The 19973-nt window shown below is 47.6% G+C and carries 19 protein-coding genes; 7 read left to right on the forward strand and 12 right to left on the reverse strand.

Features of this window, described 5'->3' with window-relative positions; all coding sequences use genetic code 11:
* Positions 1-69 precede the first annotated feature (69 nt).
* Entirely contained in the window at positions 70-825 is a 756-nt protein-coding gene (gene surE / locus LPB400_RS06575) for a 5'/3'-nucleotidase SurE (RefSeq protein ID WP_063067813.1), read from the reverse strand.
* A 98-nt stretch (positions 826-923) separates the two neighbouring features.
* On the opposite strand from surE, the gene LPB400_RS06580 reads away from it, so the two are divergent.
* The gene (locus tag LPB400_RS06580) at positions 924-1262 is read left to right on the forward strand and encodes a hypothetical protein (protein ID WP_219088504.1); all 339 of its coding nucleotides are present in this window, start codon (positions 924-926) and stop codon (positions 1260-1262) included.
* 55 nt (positions 1263-1317) lie between these two features.
* Here the strand turns inward: LPB400_RS06580 and LPB400_RS06585 are convergent, their stop codons facing one another.
* Both LPB400_RS06585 and LPB400_RS06590 read right to left on the reverse strand, forming a co-directional pair.
* On the reverse strand, positions 1318-1686 hold the full coding sequence (locus LPB400_RS06585; protein ID WP_070838085.1) for a rhodanese-like domain-containing protein: 369 nt from the start codon (positions 1684-1686) through the stop codon (positions 1318-1320).
* Positions 1687-1798: 112 nt separating this feature from the next.
* Positions 1799-2134 carry a carboxymuconolactone decarboxylase family protein gene (locus LPB400_RS06590; protein ID WP_003680742.1) on the reverse strand — a complete coding sequence of 112 codons (336 nt, stop codon included), beginning with the start codon at positions 2132-2134 and terminating at the stop codon, positions 1799-1801.
* 129 nt (positions 2135-2263) lie between these two features.
* On the opposite strand from LPB400_RS06590, the gene LPB400_RS06595 reads away from it, so the two are divergent.
* Positions 2264-3220: an AraC family transcriptional regulator gene (locus LPB400_RS06595; protein ID WP_219088506.1), complete on the forward strand. Its 957-nt coding sequence runs from the start codon at positions 2264-2266 to the stop codon at positions 3218-3220.
* A 101-nt stretch (positions 3221-3321) separates the two neighbouring features.
* On the opposite strand, the gene typA is transcribed toward LPB400_RS06595, so the two are convergent.
* The gene (gene typA / locus LPB400_RS06600) at positions 3322-5133 is read right to left on the reverse strand and encodes a translational GTPase TypA (protein ID WP_070461822.1); all 1812 of its coding nucleotides are present in this window, start codon (positions 5131-5133) and stop codon (positions 3322-3324) included.
* Positions 5134-5551: 418 nt separating this feature from the next.
* Between typA and bfr (LPB400_RS06605) the strand changes: the two genes are divergently transcribed.
* On the forward strand, positions 5552-6016 hold the full coding sequence (bfr, locus tag LPB400_RS06605; protein ID WP_101755231.1) for a bacterioferritin: 465 nt from the start codon (positions 5552-5554) through the stop codon (positions 6014-6016).
* A 29-nt stretch (positions 6017-6045) separates the two neighbouring features.
* Positions 6046-6519 (forward strand): bacterioferritin, encoded by a 474-nt coding sequence (bfr, locus tag LPB400_RS06610; protein WP_003680736.1) that lies wholly within the window; start codon positions 6046-6048, stop codon positions 6517-6519.
* Between the two features lie 120 nt (positions 6520-6639).
* Here the strand turns inward: bfr (LPB400_RS06610) and LPB400_RS06615 are convergent, their stop codons facing one another.
* The gene (locus LPB400_RS06615) at positions 6640-7755 is read right to left on the reverse strand and encodes a methyltransferase (protein ID WP_107769022.1); all 1116 of its coding nucleotides are present in this window, start codon (positions 7753-7755) and stop codon (positions 6640-6642) included.
* A gap of 226 nt (positions 7756-7981) precedes the next feature.
* On the opposite strand from LPB400_RS06615, the gene LPB400_RS06620 reads away from it, so the two are divergent.
* Positions 7982-9775, forward strand: a complete 1794-nt coding sequence (locus tag LPB400_RS06620) for a 2-isopropylmalate synthase (RefSeq protein ID WP_107769023.1) — start codon at positions 7982-7984, stop codon at positions 9773-9775.
* Positions 9776-9858: 83 nt separating this feature from the next.
* Here LPB400_RS06620 and LPB400_RS06625 read toward each other — a convergent pair whose 3' ends face one another.
* From LPB400_RS06625 to LPB400_RS06645, 5 genes are all read right to left on the reverse strand, one after another.
* Entirely contained in the window at positions 9859-10191 is a 333-nt protein-coding gene (locus LPB400_RS06625) for a hypothetical protein (protein ID WP_070461830.1), read from the reverse strand.
* A 97-nt stretch (positions 10192-10288) separates the two neighbouring features.
* A complete protein-coding gene (gene purE / locus LPB400_RS06630) occupies positions 10289-10774 on the reverse strand; it encodes a 5-(carboxyamino)imidazole ribonucleotide mutase (RefSeq protein WP_003686478.1) in 486 nt (161 codons plus the stop codon).
* Between the two features lie 80 nt (positions 10775-10854).
* Entirely contained in the window at positions 10855-11610 is a 756-nt protein-coding gene (locus LPB400_RS06635; RefSeq protein ID WP_070461832.1) for a tetratricopeptide repeat protein, read from the reverse strand.
* Positions 11611-11624: 14 nt separating this feature from the next.
* Positions 11625-12293, reverse strand: coding sequence for a class I SAM-dependent methyltransferase (locus LPB400_RS06640; protein ID WP_070461834.1), 669 nt, complete (start codon positions 12291-12293; stop codon positions 11625-11627).
* Positions 12294-12304: 11 nt separating this feature from the next.
* The gene (locus LPB400_RS06645) at positions 12305-12490 is read right to left on the reverse strand and encodes a DUF3460 family protein (RefSeq protein WP_070461836.1); all 186 of its coding nucleotides are present in this window, start codon (positions 12488-12490) and stop codon (positions 12305-12307) included.
* Between the two features lie 216 nt (positions 12491-12706).
* Here LPB400_RS06645 and LPB400_RS06650 point away from each other — a divergent pair, with 216 nt between their 5' ends.
* Positions 12707-14059 (forward strand): polynucleotide adenylyltransferase PcnB, encoded by a 1353-nt coding sequence (locus tag LPB400_RS06650; RefSeq protein ID WP_107769024.1) that lies wholly within the window; start codon positions 12707-12709, stop codon positions 14057-14059.
* 117 nt (positions 14060-14176) lie between these two features.
* Here the strand turns inward: LPB400_RS06650 and rpoD are convergent, their stop codons facing one another.
* Positions 14177-16129 (reverse strand): RNA polymerase sigma factor RpoD, encoded by a 1953-nt coding sequence (gene rpoD / locus LPB400_RS06655; protein WP_107769025.1) that lies wholly within the window; start codon positions 16127-16129, stop codon positions 14177-14179.
* 194 nt (positions 16130-16323) lie between these two features.
* Positions 16324-18096, reverse strand: a complete 1773-nt coding sequence (gene dnaG, locus LPB400_RS06660; protein ID WP_219088508.1) for a DNA primase — start codon at positions 18094-18096, stop codon at positions 16324-16326.
* 329 nt (positions 18097-18425) lie between these two features.
* Between dnaG and LPB400_RS06665 the strand changes: the two genes are divergently transcribed.
* Complete coding sequence (locus LPB400_RS06665; protein WP_219088510.1) at positions 18426-19862, forward strand: NAD-dependent succinate-semialdehyde dehydrogenase; 1437 nt, start codon at positions 18426-18428, stop codon at positions 19860-19862.
* Positions 19863-19973: the final 111 nt, after the last annotated feature.

Genomic DNA, 19973 nt, shown 5'->3' on the forward strand with positions numbered 1-19973 from the left:
ATTGTTCTCATCGGAGCATATCATAATAAAAATATGCTTGTTTCTCAAGTGTTCGGCTGTTAGGGACTGTTAAGGCGCAGGGATTTCTGACCAAAAGGAAGCGGTTTGCTCCATTTGTCCGTAGGCAGTCAAATCGACTTGCAGGGGGGTAATCGTAATGAAGCCGGACGCGCATTCGCCAAAGTCGGTACCTTCTTCGCTGTCGGAAACATCGCCGACCGGCCCAATCCAATAAATTTGTTCGCCACGTGGATTATACATGGGAACAATGCTTTGTTCATGATGACGACGCCCGAGCCGTGTAATTTTTATGCCTTGGATATCTTCAGGTGCGACGGCCGGGATATTGATGTTCCATAAGATGGGTTTGGAAATAGGGCGTTTGAGAAAATAGGAAAGCAGTATCCAAGCGGCTTTTTCCGCGGTTTCCCAATAACGGCCGCTGGAGTCTGCAAGCGAGAAAGCAATGGCGGGAATGCCCATCAGGTAGGCTTCCGTCGCAGCGGCAACCGTACCTGAATAAAGCGTATCGTCGCCCATGTTTGCACCGTTATTAATGCCGGACAAGACTAAGTCGGGTTTGAAATCGGCAAGGGCGTGTTGGCCGACATGAATGCAGTCGGTGGGTGTGCCATTCACATAGTAAAACCCGTTTTCCGCTTGTTTCAGTTGTAAAGGACGGTCTAAAGTCAGGGAATTGCTGACGCCGCTGCGATCGCGTTCGGGCGCAACCACTCTGACATTGGCAAATTCTGCGCACACTCTTGCCAAAACTGCCAAACCAGGCGCAAGATAACCATCGTCGTTTGAGATTAATATGTTCATGTGACAATATTGTGTCTATCGGTAAGATGGGCGGTATTGTACTGGTTTGCTTGAGCGATTGTCCACGAATCGGCAACGTTTGGGCGGAAAGGATAATAATGAAACATTATGAGTTAGATCCCAAAGCTTTATTGGGCGGCGTGATTGCTTCAGACGGCAATCAGGAGATTGTTCAGCTTTCACTGCAGAAGGATAATGAAATTCCGGCATATGAGGCGGATGCGATTATTTTGCTTTTGGTTTTAAACGGCAAAGCCGAAATCAAAACGGTGGACGAAGTCTTGGAAACCGAAGGCTTGCAAGTTATCCGTCTTGAGCCTATGGAAGCGCACAGCATTCGCGCCTTGGCCGATAACACCAATATTTTGGTTATTAAACAATTAATTCATGAAACTGGTCTCAGCAAACGGTTGAGGTTTGGAAGTTGCTGTCTGTAATGGCAATAAAGGCCGTCTGAAAAGTTTCAGACGGCCTTTTTAAAATCAGCTAGATTTATTTCAAACCTTTTTTCACCAAGTCTTCATAACCGCCATGGTTGGTTACGTTGGTGTAGCCGGCTTTTTTCAGCTCAGTCAGTGCAGCTTCTGCACGGCGGCCGCTGCGGCAGTAGAGGTTTACCGGTGCGTTTTTATCCGGGCTGACGGATTTGATGCGGTCAACGATTTGGTCATGCGGAATATTGAGTGCACCTTGCAAATGGCCTTCTTTAAATTCTTCGGCAGAGCGGACATCAATCCAAACGCCTTTTGCTTTTGCAGGCTGTGCTGCGCTTTTTTCAACCTTAGGCATAGAGGCTGCGGAAGCGGCCAAAGGAGTAGCAACAGCGGCGGCAAAAAGTACGGCGGTCAGCAGTTTCTTCATGGTTCAATCTCCTATTAGACAGAAAACAATATGATAACTTTATCAGTCTAGCATTTCATCAGGCCGTCTGAAAGGGGAGTCGGCTTTCAGACGGCCTGATTTTACAAACCGATTAGCGTTGGGTTTCTACTGCTTCCAAAGCGCGCAAAGCGTAGGTATAAGCGGCACCTGCGTTCAGGGCGATAGCGGTGGCCAATGCGCCGGCGATTTCGCTTTCAGTTGCCCCAGCTTTGGCTGCAGCGGCGGCATGCACGCTGATGCAGCTTTCGCAACGTGTGGTAATAGCAACGGCAATAGCGATTAGTTCGCGTGTTTTGGCATCCAATGCTTCGGCAGCGGCTGCTTGATCCAGTGCGCCGTAGGCTTGCAGCATTTTAGGATGGTTTTTACCCAGTTCGCCGAATGATTTTTTTACCAAGGCGGTATGTTCTGGCCAGTCTTTAAACATGATATGTCCTTTCTTAATGTGAGTGGATAAGATAAAAAATCCTATCCGTTTGTGTTTGGTGTGTGTATTATTGCAATAATTGGAAGATTAAAATCGTCAAAACATCTCATTTATTGGTAAAAAAACACTATGGATATTTTGGATAGGCTGGTCGAATTGGCGCAGGTAAAAGGCAGTGTGGATGTTCAATGTCTGTTTCATGGAGAGTGGTATGTGCGGCATGAACCAAAGTGCGCGTATGGTTTGGTGCATATCGTAACTGCCGGTTCGGGTTATATCCGAATTGATGGGGAGCAAGAGGCTAGGCTGCTAAGGGCAGGGGATGTCATTTTTTTCCCGCGCAGCGTAGGGCATACTTTGAGTAGCGACAGCAGTTGTGAAAATCTCGGCGTCAACGTGCTGACGAGTGAAAAAGGCGCATTTAAAGTCAAGCAGAGTCATGCTGGGGGCGATGCGGCTTTGCATCTTTTCTGCGCGAGGTTTGAATATGAAGCGCAGGCGGATATTATGGCGGGGCTGCCTGATACGGTCTTACTGAATATCCACCATCCTTCTTTGCAGTATTTGGTGGCATTGTTGCAATATGAGAGCGGTCAGGCTTTGTCCGGCTCGGTAGCGGTTGTGAATGCATTGGCTTCGGTGTTACTGGTATTTCTACTTAGAGCCAGCCTGGAGAAAAATGGGGAAGCGCAATTAAGCGGTTTGCTGAATGGTTGGCAGGACAAACGCTTGCGGAATCTGCTTCAGGCAGTAGTGGATAAGCCGGAAGAAGAATGGAATATCGAGAAAATGACCGCGATAGCCAACTTATCTCGCGCCCAGTTGATGCGGGTATTTAAGCAGCAGACAGGAACAAGCCCGCACGCCTTTGTTAACAGTATCCGCTTGCAGCAAGGGGCATTATTGTTGAAACAGACGGCGGATTCGGTTTTATCGGTTGCGCTTTCGGTTGGTTTTCAATCGGAAACGCATTTTGGCAAAGCATTTAAAAAGCAATATGGGATATCGCCGGGGCAATATCGTAAGAATGAGCGCGCTGATGAGGCTGCAGTACAAGCGGAAGAAATGCCGATTTACTTTATTTGAACAGATGATAAAAGGCCGTCTGAAAGTGTAAAAATGAAATCTAGGATTTCTAAAACACTTTTCAGACGGCCTTAATTTTAAAATGCGTCAATCAGAAGTGATTAGTCTAGTTTTTTGAAATGACGGCGACGTTCCAATTCGCTCAGGTAGCGTTTACGCAGGCGGATGGATTGTGGCGTAATTTCAACCAGTTCGTCATCGTCGATGAACTCAACTGCGCCTTCCAAAGTTAATTTGATTGGCGTAGTCAGGCGCACGGCTTCATCTGTACCGCTGGCACGGACGTTGGTCAGTTTTTTACCTTTCAGAGGGTTTACCACCAAGTCGTTGTCACGGCTGTGGATACCGATAATCATACCTTCGTAGACTTTGTCGTTTGGAGAAACGAACATACGGCCGCGGTCTTCCAAGTTCCACAGGGCGTAAGCAACGGCTTCACCTTGCTCTTGAGAAACCAGTACGCCGTTGTGACGGCCGGGCATATCAGGTTTAACCGGAGCATAGTCGTCAAAAACGTGGCTCATCAAGCCGGTGCCGCGGGTCAAAGTCAGGAATTCGCCTTGGAAACCGATCAGACCGCGTGCAGGAATGTGGTATTCCAGACGGGTACGGCCATTACCGTCGCTTTCCATATTGGTCAATTCGCCACGGCGACGGCCAAGCTCTTCCATAACGGCGCCTTGGTTGTCATCAGGTACGTCCACAGTCAGGTTTTCGTAAGGCTCGCATTTTTGACCGTTAATTTCACGGAATACCACGCGCGGTTTACCGACTGCCAATTCAAAGCCTTCGCGGCGCATGTTTTCCAACAAAATGGTCAGGTGCAATTCGCCGCGGCCGGAAACGCGGAATACATCAGCGTCGGCGGTATCTTCAACACGCAGGGCAACGTTGGTCAGCAATTCTTTTTGCAGGCGGTCGCGGATTTGGCGGGAAGTCACGAATTTGCCTTCAGTACCGGCCAAAGGAGAAGTGTTAACCATAAAGTCCATGGTCAGGGTCGGCTCATCTACGCTCAACATAGGCAAGCCTTTAGGATTGTCTTTGTCGGTAATGGTTACGCCGATACCGATGTCTTCGATACCGGAAATAATCACGATGTCGCCGGCTTCAGCTTCTTCCAAAGGTACGCGTTCCAAGCCTTGGAAACCCAATAGTTGGTTGATGCGACCTTGGGCAACTTGTTCTTCATGGTTCATAACGGCAACGACTTGGCCGGGTTTGATGCGGCCGTTCAGGATGCGGCCGATACCGAGGCGGCCGGTATAGTTGTCGTAGTCCAGTTGGGAAATTTGGAGTTGCAGCGTTTCGTCCGCGCTGCCGCTTGGTGCAGGCGTGTGTTTCAAAATGGTCTCGAACAGAGGACGCATATCGCTGCTCTCGTCGTTTTCATCCAGTTTGGCAAAGCCGGACAGGCCGGAAGCATAGACGATAGGGAAGTCCAATTGTTCGTCGGTTGCGCCCAAGTTGTCGAACAATTCGAATGTTTGGTCGATAACCCAGCTTGGACGGGCAGACGGTTTGTCGATTTTGTTGATAACAACGATAGGTTTCAGACCCAAAGCCAAGGCTTTTTTGGTCACGAAACGGGTTTGCGGCATAGGGCCTTCTTGTGCGTCAACCAACAGTACGACACAGTCGACCATGCCCAATACACGTTCCACTTCGCCACCAAAATCGGCGTGTCCCGGGGTATCTACGATGTTGATGTGGTAGCCTTCGTATTCGATGGCGGTATTTTTAGCGAGAATGGTAATGCCGCGTTCTTTTTCAAGATCGTTGCTGTCCATGACGCGTTCTTCGACTTGCTGGTTGGAACGGAATGTACCGGACTGGCGCAGCAATTGGTCAACTAATGTGGTTTTGCCATGGTCGACGTGGGCGATGATGGCAATATTGCGGATTTGTTTCATGATAATTTATAAGGTTTAGCTGGTTGCTTAAAAAAAAGATAACTGGCGATTATAGCACGATTCGCAAGTGATGACGGAATGGGAGATTCAAAAAAATCAGGTAAAAGCAGTTGAGAATAATTCATAATTAAATTTGATTGATTTTGTTGGATTATTTGCTTTTATTTATGGTTAACGAATGTAAATGTTTTTGAATAATGCAATGGATTCTTAATATTAATGTCAAAAAATTGTTATTAAAAACAGGGGATTAATTTTTCAGACGGCCTTTTAGGCAGGTTAAATTTTTTGATAATTGTTTGTATTTTAAATAGAAAATTTGTCAAAAGTGCTACTTGTGCATACAATTACCTCATTCCATAACAACATACGAATCTTCATTCGTGATTATCAACTTTTAAAAGAAAGAGAAAGAATTATGCAAGGCAACCAAGCAGTTATTGATTACATGAACGAATTATTGTCTGGTGAGTTGGCTGCTCGCGACCAATATTTTATCCACTCTCGCATGTACTCTGAATGGGGTTACACCAAATTGTTCGAACGTTTGAGCCACGAGATGGAAGAAGAAACCACTCACGCCGAAGACTTCATCCGTCGTATCCTGATGTTGGGCGGTACGCCTAAAATGACCCGTGCCGAACTGAACATCGGTACTGACGTAGTCTCTTGTCTGAAAGCAGACTTGAATACTGAATACGAAGTACGCGATGCGTTGAAAAAAGGCATCAAATTGTGCGAAGAAGCTCAAGACTACGTTACCCGCGATTTGATGGTTGCCCAACTGAAAGACACTGAAGAAGATCACGCTCACTGGTTGGAACAACAACTGCGTCTGATCGAATTGGTCGGCGAAGGCAACTACTACCAAAGCCAACTGTAATCTAGCCTATAACATATAAGGAGCTGAATATGAAAGGCGATCGCTTAGTTATTCGCGAGCTGAACAAAAACTTAGGTTTGTTGCTGATTACCATTAACCAATACTTCCTGCATGCCCGCATTTTGAAAAACTGGGGTTTTGAAGAATTGGGCGAACACTTCTTCAAACAATCCATCCGCGAAATGAAATCCGCAGACGATTTGATCGAGCGTATTTTGTTCTTGGAAGGCCTGCCTAATCTGCAAGAATTGGGTAAACTGTTGATCGGTGAATCTACCGAAGAAATCATTGCCTGCGATCTGAAAAAAGAGTATGAAAAACATGATGCTCTGGTTGCAGCCATCGCTCTTGCAGAAGAGCAACAAGACTACGTCAGCCGTGATTTGTTGGAAAAACAAAAAGACATCAACGAAGAACACATCGACTGGCTTGAAACTCAGCAGGAATTAATTGGTAAAGTTGGTTTGCCAAACTACCTGCAAACAGCGGCGCAAGAGGACTAAAACACAAACCACTGCCAAATATAGCAGTCCCTGCTCCCATCAACGGCATATCTTTACGATATGCCGTTTTCTTTTGTGGAAATGCTTAAAGGCCGTCTGAATGTTCAGACGGCCTTGATTTTATATCGCTTTCAAACGGTATAGATAAGTAGTTTCCTTGTTTCTGGCAAACGCCAAAGGATCGGATTCATCTATTGCTTTTTTGTGTTGCGGTTTGGTTTTCAAAATATCGACTACATTGAGTGAGGCCGTCTGAAAGCATTGGTTTAGAAAGTCTTTATCACGCAAATGCAAGTGTTCTGCCAAATCTGAAATAATCAGCCAAGCTTCGCCGTTTGGATTTAAGTGATGACGTACGCCGTTAATGAAGGCTGTCAACATGGCATTGTTTGGGTCGTAAAGTGCAGTCTCAATAGCGGAGGTCGGTTTTGCCGGCAGCCAAGGCGGATTGCAGACGATAAGGTCGGCGCAAGTTTCGGGAAATAAATCAATCGATTGGATGCTGACAGCTTTATCTAGGCTTAGACGCTCAAGGTTTGCTGTGGCGCAGGCTATTGCTTTTGGGTTGGTGTCCGTGGCAATGATGTCGGGTATGCCTCGCTTGGCCAAAATTGCGGCAATAACACCTGAGCCGGTGCCGATGTCAAAGGCCGTCTGAATATTGGGAGCGAGTGGCGCTTGGGCGATTAAATCCAAATATTCGCCACGCAGTGGAGAGAATACGCCGAAAGGAACATGGATTTTTCCGTCTAGCTGCGGAATATCTATACCTTTTTTGTGCCACTCGTGCGCACCGATAAAGCCCAGTAATTGATTCAGCGGCAAGAGAAACGGTTTGTCGTTTGGTGTGTCGTAAACATCGCACAGGGCGGCGTAGATGTCGGGTGCACGTGCATTATCCAGTTGAAAATTCGGTTGGATTTCAACGGCAAGCATATTGAGCAAACGACTTTGTTGCGCCTGTTTCATACGGTGGGCATGAAAGGCTGTCTGAATATCGGCAGGTGCGCCTTTCTTTTTTTCAGACGGCCTGCGGATACGTTTTTTCATTGCAGATAAGACTTGCTTGGCATTGTGAAAATCGCCAGTCCAAACAGTTGCAGTTTGCGCGTGGGCATTTTTTAAGATTTCTGTTGCACCTGCTTCTTGTATGTAAACCGCCTGCTTGAGTGGCTTTTGTGTACTTTCGTTGCGCCATTCGATGTCGGAGCGGTTGGTAGGGATGGTATGGGGCATAATGTGTTTCAAATCGGGGAAATAGGGGATTAGTTTACTATATTTAGGATAGGTTCGGTTTGAGATGGGCTTTTAATAGTCTGAATTAGACAGAATGTATAAAAATTTCTCAAATTTTAAAATTTAAACCAATATCTTGATAAAAATAGATTGTCGTTTTGTCTAAAATGAGTATAATGCAAAACTAGAACATAATAATCTTAATCAGATTTGGACAAGGAATATCATGCAATTAGACATTGACCGTTTGGTTGCCTATTTTGGCGGTGTAAACGCGCTGGCCGAAGCCCTGAAACAGCACGACCCGGAAAATGCTGCGACCACAGCGGCTATCTACAAATGGCGTACACGCGGTTCCCTGCCTTTGGCTCAGTTGCAAAAACTGACCGCTTTGGCGGAAGCGCAAGGCAGACCGCTTGATTTGAATGCTTTTTTACAAAAAAACGAATCTCTGGAGAGAACAGAAATGACACAAACCAATCGTGTAATTATTTTCGACACTACCATGCGCGACGGTGAGCAGTCCCCCGGCGCATCCATGACCAAAGAGGAGAAAATCCGTATTGCCCGCCAGTTGGAAAAGATGGGTGTCGATGTGATTGAGGCAGGTTTTGCAGCAGCCAGTCCGGGCGATTTTGAATCGGTTAATGCGATTGCCAAAATTATTACTAAATCTACAGTTTGCTCATTGGCGCGTGCCGTTGAAAACGATGTGCGCAAAGCAGGCGAAGCTGTTTCCCCTGCTCCGAATAAACGTATTCACACTTTTATCGCCACCAGCCCCATCCACATGGAGCACAAACTGAAAATGAAGCCGCAGCAGGTCATTGATGCGGCGGTCAAAGCGGTAAAAATTGCCAAAGAATACACTGACGATGTGGAATTTTCTGCCGAAGACGCAGTGCGTTCGGATTTGGACTTCCTTGCCAAAATCTTTACGGCGGTTATCGAGGCAGGCGCAACCACCATCAATATACCCGATACTGTCGGCTACTCCATCCCTTCCGTATGGTACGAGCGTATCAGTAACATCATCAAAAGCGTGCCCAACGGCGACAAAGTAGTTTGGTCGACCCACTGCCATAATGACTTGGGTATGGCGGTTGCTAACTCATTGGCTGCTGTTCAGGCAGGTGTGCGTCAGGTGGAATGTACCATCAACGGCTTGGGCGAACGTGCGGGTAATGCCAGCCTTGAAGAAATCGTGATGGCGTTGAAAGTGCGCCATGATTTGTTTGGCTTGGAAACCGGCATCGATACCACGCAAATCGTACCGGTATCCAAACTAGTATCTACTATCACCGGCTATCCGATTCAGCCAAACAAAGCAGTAGTCGGCGCAAACGCCTTTGCGCACGAATCAGGCATCCATCAAGACGGCGTGTTGAAACACCCTGAAACCTATGAAATCATGACTGCCGAATCAGTCGGCTGGTCAACCAACCGCCTGACTTTGGGTAAACTCTCCGGCCGTAATGCTTTCAAAACCAAGCTGGCAGATTTGGGTATCGAATTGGAAAGTGAAGAAGCGTTGAATGCGGCATTTGCACGCTTCAAAGAGCTGGCGGATAAGAAACGCGAAATCTTTGATGAAGACCTGCACGCTTTGGTGTCTGACGAAATGGGCAATATGAATACCGAAAGCTACAAATTCATTTCCCAAAAAATCAGCACTGAAACCGGCGAAGAACCGCGCGCCGATATTGTGTTCAGTATTCGCGGTGAAGAAAAACACGCTTCCGCTAGCGGCTCAGGCCCTGTTGATGCCATCTTCAAAGCCATTGAAAGCGTAGCACAAAGTGGCGCAACTTTGCAGATTTACTCTGTCAATGCGGTGACGCAAGGTACAGAAAGCCAAGGCGAAACTTCAGTCCGCCTGCAGCGTGGCGATCGTGTGGTTAACGGTCAAGGCGCAGATACCGATGTGTTGGTGGCGACTGCCAAGGCTTATCTGTCTGCACTGAGCAAATTGGAATTCGGTCAAGCCAAGCCTAAAGCACAAGGCAGCGGCATGATTTGATTTATTGAAAAAAGTAAAGGCCGTCTGAAATCGTAGTGATGCGTTTCAGACGGCCTTTTTTATTTGGTCAAAAAATAGTTTGTTTATTGAAGTTTAAGCAGTCGGTCTTGTTCAACAGACAATACGCCGTTTACTTTTTTGAAATAGGCAATGGCATCTTCAATATTGGTCTTGGAAGCCGGACGAATAGCAATGCCGTTCAGGTTTTTGTATTCGTAAACCAAAGTTGCACCAGAGGTTTTCACTGCTTTTAGCAATGGCGCAGAACCAGTTTGGGCATCATAGAAGATAATCAGGTTGCCGGTTGTATCTTGGGTTTGTTGCTGAGATGGAATAGCAGTTAATTGAGTAGGAGTGCTTGGGCTTTGACAGGAACAAAGCAGGGTGGAGAGTAGGACGAATGCTAGGATTTTCATGGCATTAATTCAATTTGATAAAAGAAAAAAGGCCGTCTGAACAATCGTAAAACAAAATCAAAGTTTCTCTTTACAACTTTCAGACGGCCTTTGTTCCTTATGCTTCAGGCAATTCCATGGCTAGAACGGTTTGTTCTTGTTTGGCACGGAAAGCCGCCAATTTTTCAGCCAATTCAGGATTTTCATTGGCCAAAAGTGAAATAGCAAACAGCGCTGCATTGGCCGCGCCTGCTTCGCCAATGGCAAATGTGGCAACAGGAACGCCTTTGGGCATTTGTACAATCGAAAGCAGGGAGTCTTCGCCGCGCAGATATTTGCTGGGCACGGGAACACCCAAGACGGGCACCGTGGTTTTGGCTGCAACCATGCCTGGCAAATGCGCTGCGCCGCCTGCGCCGGCAATGATGGCTTTGATGCCGCGTTCGCGTGCGGTTTCGGCGTATTCAAACATCAAATCAGGCGTACGGTGTGCAGAGACGACACGCGCTTCGTATTCAACGCCGAATTCTTTGAGAAATTGTGCTGCCTGCTGCATCACCGGCCAATCGCTGTTGCTGCCCATAATAATGCCGACTTGGATCATGAGGAGTTCCTTTTGCTTGAATGGATTAAGGGTAAAAAAATATTCAGACGGCCTTGGGGATGACAAGGCCGTCTGAACGTTTATCTTTGTTTGAGACTGATGGAAGCGCGTTTTGCCGCTTCGCTGTTGGGGAAGCTTTGTATCAGTTTGCGCCATGTGCTGCGGGCGATGTCTTTTTGTTGCAGTTTGTATTGGCATTGGCCGATGCTGTACATGGCATCGGGAGCTTGCGGGCTGTTGCGGAATCGGTTGGCGTAGCGGTTGCCGATTTCGATAACGGATTCGCAGTTGCCCAGACGTTGTTGGCTTTGCAGAAGCAGGTACATATTGCGGCGGGCAATTTCGCTGCCGTTGCCGCCGTCTGCCTCTTTCAAAATGGCTACTGCGGCAGAGAAGTTGTTGCGCTGGTAGTATTTTTGTGCCTGATTATAAAGGCGCAGTTCGTTTTGTGCGGCTGAGTCTGTTTCAGACGGCACGCCGCCGCCATTGGCCAAATAGTTCATTTTCAGCTTGCGGTCGTCTAATCGCTGGGCTTTGGGGTTGGAAGCCGAAGTAGTCGGACGCTTGATGGTTCGTTGTTGTTCCAATGTGTGCAAGCGTTGATTTAATTCTTCAACCGTGCGTTCCAGTCGGGCAATTTGTATACCTAAGTGGTCAATCTGGGTTTGTGCATCTAAGCGTGGATAGGGGATACTTTTTTCATGCAAAGGCTCGCGCGGAATATCCGGCAGGACAAAGTTGGGATTGTCGGCAGGTTGGGGAGGATGGGAAACGGCGCATGATGCGGCCAATAGAGTAAGCGGCAAAAGAAACAGGGAATGTGATAATGTTTTCATCGGATTGTGTCGTTTTATTTTTTTAGCAGCAGTGTCAAACCGTCGCCGATAGGCAGGGTAATGGGAATAATGCGTGTATCGTGCGGCAGATTTTGGTTGAAATGGCGCAGGATATCCAAGCTGGGTGGATCATTTTCGCCAGCTTCATTCATGACGCGCCCGCCCAATAAGATATTGTCGATGGCAATTACGCCGCCACTCCGTACCAGTTGTAAACAGCGTTCAAAATATTTCGGCGTAGGCGGTTTGTCGGCATCGATAAGCGCCAAGTCATAGCTTTCCGATTCGCCTTGCACAATCAAATCGTCCAAAGTCAGCAAAGCCGGTTGCAGATGAAGCGAGATTTTATGCGCTATGCCTGCTGCCTGCCATGTTTCGCGGGCAATATCGGTAAAGGTTACATTGATGTCGCAAGCCGTGATTTTGCCGTCCTCGGGGAGGGTAAGTGCCATGGCGGTGCTGCTGTAACCGGTAAAGACACCAACTTCCAAATATTTTTTGGCATTCAATAATTTGGCCAACCACACCAACATGGCTGCCTGCTCTTGTGCGATGGCCATCTTTCCCAGACGATGTGATTGGGTGCGCTCGCGCAATGCGGTCAAAACGGGATGTTCAGATTGACCGATGCTGTTGAGGTACTGCTGTAACGCCGGATCGGTATTGTGGGTGTTGGTCGTCATACCGATATGGGTTAGTCTTGATAATAGGTGTAAGGTTTTTTGTTGACTTTGGCCGCTTCAAATTCAGCCTGTTCGGCCGGATTGAGGGTAACATCCCACAGCAAATGGCGGTTTTCGAGGCGTTGCGCTTCCATTTCGGGATTGTCTTCCATGAGTTTGTCGAGGAATTGGGTAGCTTCGGATTTGTAGTGGTACATGATGTCTTGCCTGAATCGTTGTCAGACCGTCATTATAGCCGATATTTTTTGTCAATACGCTAATTAATCGAACTTCCATAAGGTATAATGGCACGTCTTTTTTAGGCTGTCTGAAGCCTTTGCTCAATGTTTTGTTCTTTCTACGGCAGGATATTGTGCAAAGGCTTAAGCCGGACAAGTTTCAGACGGCCTTTTTTATTGTGAAAAGAGCTGCTTATGTTAAAAAAATGGCTGCATAAAGTGTTGCCTAAAAAACACGTCAAGTCGTTGCCCGAAAAGGAAATTATCTCACTTGAGCAACATGGTATCCATGCGGATATGTTGAGCTTTGCCGCTGAGAAAATTGCTAAACGCCTGCATGAAACCGGTTTTCAGGCTTATGTTGTAGGGGGAGCCGTTCGGGATTTGTTGCTCGGGGTTGAGCCCAAAGATTTTGATATTGCAACCGATGCCACGCCGGAGCAAATCCGCAAAGTATTCCGCCGCAGCCGCATTATCGGCCGCCGCTTCCAAATCGTTCATGTGATGATCGGCCCTGAAACCATTGAAGTGACAACGTTCCGCGGCGGCGATAAGGTTCAGCAAAATGCGCAAGGCCGCATTATGAAGGACAATACTTACGGCAGCATTGAAGAAGATGCCATGCGTCGCGACTTTACTTGCAATGCGCTGTATTACGACCCGATTAAAGAGGAGATTTGGGACTTCCATCAGGGCGTGGCTGATGTTGCCGATAAAAAATTGGTGATGATAGGCGATCCTGCCGAACGCTATCAGGAAGATCCTGTCCGTATTCTTCGCGCCGTCCGTTTGTCGGGTAAATTGGGTTTTGAAGTGGAAGAGCAAACCGCTTTGCCGATTGCCGAATATGCAGGCCGTCTGAAAAATGAGCCTGTTGCCCGTCTTTTTGATGAAATTCTGAAAATCCTGTTTTCCGGTTATTCTCGTGCCTGTTTGAAGCGGCTAAACGAGTTGGGCATTCCCGAAGGCATTCATCCACTTTTAGATGCCTTGAAAACTGCTGAAGCGGCTGAAAACCGTATGATTATGTTGGCCTTGAAAAATACCGACGAGCGTATCCGTGCGGATAAGTCCGTTTCCGTCGGCTTCGTATTGGCGGCGGTATTGTGGCCGACACTAAATACTATGTGGCAACGCAATCAAAGCCATGGTCAAAAACCTGTCCCTGCATTGATGGATGCGATGAACACCATGCGGGATACGGTAGAGAAGGGTTGGGGCGTACCGCAACGATTTTCTGCAACCATGCGTGAAATCTGGCAATTTCAGCCGCAATTCGACAATATGCGCGGCGCCCGCCCGTATCGCCTGCTATCGCAAACACGTTTCCGAGCCGCTTATGATTTCCTGATTTTGCGTAGCGAGGTTGGCGAGGTTGATAAAGAGATGGCTTCTTGGTGGACAACTTTCCAACATGCCGATGAGGAAACACGCCAGCAAATGATTGCGGCCAATGATCACAAACGTCAGAAACAAAGTGGATCAACTGATGGCAAACCCAAACGTCGCCGCCGTCGTTCGAAAAAGAAAACTACAGAGGCTGAATAAATTATCAAAATAAATTTAAGGCCGTCTGAAACCATTAAATCTTTTGAGATTTGTTTTTCAGACGGCCTTATTATATTTCAATAAAAAACCGCAGGTCTTTCAACCTGCGGTTTGCTTTTATGATTTGTTTTCCTCGCTGTCGAGGAAGCTGCGGAGGCGGTCGCTACGGGTTGGGTGGCGCAGCTTGCGCAGTGCTTTGGCTTCGATTTGACGGATACGTTCGCGGGTTACGTCAAATTGTTTGCCGACTTCTTCCAAAGTGTGGTCGGTATTCATATCGATACCGAAACGCATACGCAAAACTTTGGCTTCGCGCGGCGTCAGGCTTTCGAGGATTTCTTTGGTTACTTCGTGCAGGCTGGTGTACATTGCAGCTTCTGCCGGCGCAACGTTGTTTGCATCCTCGATGAAGTCGCCCAAGTGCGAATCGTCGTCATCGCCAATCGGTGTTTCCATGGAAATCGGCTCTTTGGCAATTTTCATGATTTTGCGGATTTTATCTTCCGGCATTTCCATCAGCTCGGCCAGTTTGGCAGAATCAGGCTCTTCACCGGTTTCTTGCAGGTATTGGCGCGAGATACGGTTCATTTTGTTGATGGTTTCAATCATGTGAACCGGAATACGGATGGTACGCGCTTGGTCGGCGATGGAACGGGTAATCGCTTGACGGATCCACCATGTGGCGTAAGTCGAGAACTTGTAGCCGCGGCGGTATTCGAATTTGTCTACCGCTTTCATCAGGCCGATATTGCCTTCTTGAATCAAATCAAGGAACTGCAAGCCGCGGTTGGTGTATTTTTTGGCAATGGAAATAACCAAACGCAAGTTGGCCTGAATCATTTCCTGTTTCGCGGCTGAGGTTTCTTTTTCGCTCAACACCATGTTTTTGTTGATTTCTTTCAACTCTTCGATGGAAATGCGGGTTTCGGCTTCCATATTGGCCAGCTCGGTTTGTTTTTCGAGGATGGCATGGCGGAAACGATCCAATGCGTTTGCCCATACACGGCCTTTGGCTACTTCTTCTTCTACCCATTCCAAATCGGTAATGGCTGGCAGGAAGTTTTTGATGAAGTAGTCGCGCTCCATGCGGACGCGGTCGATACAGATGTCGCGGATTTCGCGTTCGAGTTTGCGGATGTTTTCAACGCGGCTGCGCAGGTTGCTGCTCAGGTTTTCGATTTGACGTGTAGCGAAACGGACTTCCAACAGTTTGTTGGCAATGGCATCACGGTGTTTCAGGTAGTTGGCGTGCTGACTACCGTGTTTTTCCAACTGCTTGATCATTTTGCCGTATTCGCTCTCGATAAAGGCGAAGTGTTCCAAAACTTTTTGCTTCAGTTCGGCCAAATGGGCAGCGGATATGGCTTCAGAGTCGCTACCTGAATCGTCTTCATCTTCATCGTCGCCATCTTCATCATCGCTAACGGTTTCGCCTTCTTCGTCATCTGGTTTGGCATTTTCCAAATGACCCAAGCCCAATTCGTTCAACAAGACTTCATTAGGGTCGATGATGGCTTCAACCACTTCATCAACACGGATTTCGTCGTTGCGGACTTGTTCGATCAAAGCCAGAATTTCGGCAATCGAGCCAGGGCAGGCGGAGATTGCCTGCACCATGTTTTTCAGTGCATTTTCGATTTTTTTGGCGATGATGATTTCGTCTTCACGCGTCAACAGATCGACTTGACCCATTTCACGCATATACATACGTACAGGATCGGTTGTGCGACCGAATTCTGAATCTGCGCTGGAGAGTGCTGCTTCGGCTTCTTCAACGGCATCGTCGTCGGTCATGGCGGCGGCGTTGTCGCTCAAGAGGATGTCTTCAGCATCGGGAGCTTGCTCGGTTACTTGGATACCCAAGCCGGAAATCATGCTGACGATGTTGTCGATTTGCTCGGCGTCGGACATATCGTCGGGCAGCGCGTCGTTAATTTCGGAATAAGTGATGTAGCCGCGTTCTTTACCCATAATAATGAGTTGACGCAGGCGGGCGCGCTGCTCTTCGATACTCAAGGGACGGTTGTCATCTTGGTCTTGGTATTCTTCGTAGTTTTGGTTTTTAGACATGGATTGCTCTCTAGGTTGATAGGATGCCGACGGTTTACGGTGATGTGGCCGTACCTGAAGGCGGAGCAGAGCTTTTTGTTGTGAAATCAGATTTCACTTTAATACTCTGAGGCTGTCTGAAAATATTACGGATGGAGTGTTCTGCGTGTCATGCTTCGCAGCGTGTGTTTAGATTGTTCAGACGGCCTGAGGGGTTAGTTTTGCTTTGCCGTCAAAAGCGACAGCAAAAGTCTTTTTTCATTTTCGGTCAAACCAGTTTGAATACTTTTTTGCTTTAAAGTTTCGATTTGACTGTATTTTAATTCATTTAACAACTTTTTCATGCCGATTTGGAAACTTTCGCAATCTTCTTCGTTATCCCCTTCCATTTCTTCAGAGTGAAGGGTCGATAAAAAGATTTGATTGACGGTTTCCTCATAGGGCGAACCGCGCATATATTCAAGCACTTGTGCAGTTGCAGGAGTCGTATCGTGATGCTTGATGGTTTCGGCTAAATTGGCAAGGCAGGCAAAGTCGCCGCTTAAAGCCAGATAATCGGGTAGGTCTATATATGAAGCCCAAGCCGGATTTATCAAGAGGCTGCGTATCTGTCTTTGAACCAGCGTCAGCATGGTTGGCTGTTTGACAGAAATAGGCGGCAGTTTGTAACTTTTTTGTTTGACGTGCCGTTTTGGCGCTTCTTGTTCGAGTAATTGGGCGAGGTTGTCCGGGTCAATGCCTACGAGCTCGCTGAGTTTTTGTTTCAGAAGATAGCCCAATGCCGGCGCGGTAATCTGAGCCAAGAGCGGAGAACTGGTTTTGACCAATTCTGCTTTGCCTTCTTGCGTATTGAGGTTGAGGCCGTCTGAAAGATGTTCCCAAAAGTATTCCGATAGGGGCTTGCTTTGGTTTAACAGGGCATCTTCAAATTGCGTTTTGCCGTAGGCGCGGATGTAACTGTCAGGGTCGTGTTCTTCGGGTAGGAATAGAAAATGCAGTGATTTATCGTCTTTTAATTGCGGCAACGCATTTTCCAGCGCGCGCCAAGCCGCTTTACGTCCCGCGCTGTCGCCATCAAAACAAAAATAAATACTGTCGGCCTGACGCATCAGGATTTTGACGTGTTCCGCCGTGGTTGCCGTACCTAAAGCCGCTACGCCGTAGCCGACGCCGAACTGCGCCAATGCAACCACGTCCATGTAGCCTTCGACCACCAAAATCCGTCCTGCCTCTTTTACGGCAGCACGCCCTTCATATAGTCCGTAAAGGTTTTTCCCTTTATCGAACAAAGGCGTATCGGGAGAGTTCAGGTATTTGGGTTTGGAGTCGTCCAATACGCGGCCGCCAAAGCCGATTACCTGCCCACGCGGATTACGGATAGGGAACATAATCCGATGGCGAAAGCGGTCGTAATGTTTGCCTTCGTTGTCGATGACCATGCCCGTATCCACCAACGCAGTATTAGGATAGGGTTGGAATACTTGCGCCAAAGGTTGCCAGCCGTCGGGTGCATAGCCCAAGCCATAATGCGCAATAACTTCCGCACTCAAGCCGCGTTTGTCCAAATAAGCCTTTGCTGCCGGATTGAATTTCAACTGTTGCGCATAAAAATCCGCTGCTGCTGCCGTCGTTTCTTCCAAAGTCTGCTGTTTTTTCTTACGTTCGGCACGGATTTCTGGATTGTCTTCCTGCCCGCGAACTTTAGGCACCGTCATACCGACGCGATCAGCCAAAAACTGCACCGCCTCCGGAAAAGACAGTCCCTGATGTTCCATCACAAAACCAATCGCCGAACCATGCGCCCCGCAACTGAAGCAATGGTAAAACTGCTTGGTCGGGCTGACCGAAAACGACGGCGTCTTTTCCTTGTGAAACGGACAACAGGCCATATAGTTCGCCCCGCCTTTCTTCAGCGGAACCTGCTCGTCGATAATATCGACAATATCGACTTTGGACAAAAGCTCGTCAATGAAATCAGATGGAATCATGGTTCGGCAGAAGAGGATGGACGGAAAATATTTCAGACGGCCTTATAAACAGACAAAGGCCGTCTGAAAATGGAATTTTGGATGAGGGTTGAAATGAGTTTTGTATTATAGCAAATTGTTGTAATACATGTGTCTTATCCTTTTGAGGTAGAGTATTAATAATCGTATTTCATTCGTTATTAAGATGGATATGATGTCGCTAAACCAAAGATCGGCTGTAAGATATTCAGACGGCCTTTGCTGTTGTCTTATTTTGCGATTCAGTTGCGCTTTCTTGGTATGAATATGATAATGAACGTATATCCTCGGTTTTAGAAAGGTTGTTTCTCATGAAAAATTTTGCCCGTTTTCTCAATCATCCCGATGTTTCCTTTTCTCCGATTCCAGATGCCATTAGAGTTGATAATCCTGCAACAGGTGAGGCTTTGGCATTTGTCCGTAAGACTGGTTCAGACGGCCTGAAGCTTTTGATTCAAAAGGCAGAGACGGCACAAAAATTATGGGCAGCAAAAACCGCGTTGGAACGGGCCGATGTGTTGTGGCGTTGGTATTTTTTAATTAAAGAAAACAAAGAAGAACTGGCGCGTATCATGACGATGGAGCAGGGCAAAAGCCTGACTGAGGCGCGTGGTGAAATTGATTATGCGGCTTCGTTTGTGCGCTGGTTTGCGGAAGAGGCGCGGCGGATTGACGGCGATGTGCTGACAAGTGTGAAAGCATCGCAAAAACTGGTTGTATTGAAACAGCCTGTCGGTGTTACCGCTGCGATTACGCCGTGGAACTTCCCATCTGCGATGATTGCACGCAAGGCTGCGCCTGCTTTGGCGGTGGGTTGCGCGATGATAGTCAAACCAGCATCACTCACGCCTTTGAGTGCGTATGCATTAGTCGTTTTGGCTTATGAAGCGGGCGTACCACAGGATTTGTTGCCTGTTGTCAGCGGTAGTGCTTCGGAAATCAGCCATGAATTTGCCACAAATCCAACTGTGCGCAAAATCAGCTTTACCGGCTCAACCGAAGTCGGCGCAAAAATTTTTGCCGACAGTGCGGCAGACATTAAAAAACTTAGCTTAGAACTGGGCGGCAATGCGCCGTTTATCGTGTTTGACGATGCCGATTTAGACAAAGCCGTCGAAGGTGCGCTCGCCAGCAAGTTCCGTAACAGCGGTCAGACCTGCGTCTGCACCAACCGCGTTTACGCTCAATCCGGCATTTACGAGGAATTTTGTCACAAATTGAGTGAAAAAGTGGCTGCGCTCAAATTGGGCAACGGCTTGGAAGATAACGTAAACCAAGGACCGCTGATTGAGGAAAAAGCGGTGGAGAAAGTAGAGCAGCACATCGCCGACGCATTGGCTAAAGGCGCAAGTTGCCTGACCGGCGGCAAACGCAGCGCATTGGGCGGAACGTTTTTTGAGCCGACCGTTTTAAGCGGCGTTACGGCGCAAATGGCGGTAGCTCACGAGGAAACCTTCGGACCTTTGTGTCCGGTGTTCCGTTTTGAAACCGAAGCCGAAGTCGTCGAGGCTGCAAACAATACGGAATACGGTTTGGCAGCTTACCTTTTTACCTCCGACACCGCCCGTCAGTGGCGCGTCGGCGAAGCCTTGGAATACGGCATGGTCGGCATCAATACGGGCTTAATCAGTAATGAAGTGGCACCGTTTGGCGGCGTGAAACGCAGCGGTTTGGGACGCGAAGGTAGCAAATATGGTGCGGACGAGTATTTAGAATTGAAATATTTGTGCATTGATGTAGCGGAATAAGGCTGTACAGTAAAGGCCGTCTGAAATTTGGTTTTCAGACGACCTTTTTCAAATGCAGTAAAGCTACTTGTTAATTTTGATATTATTAGAACGAGCTTTGTAAAAAAGCAA

Origin of the sequence: Neisseria perflava (genome assembly GCF_019334725.1) — a bacterium.
Classification (GTDB): Bacteria; Pseudomonadota; Gammaproteobacteria; order Burkholderiales; family Neisseriaceae; genus Neisseria; species Neisseria subflava_A.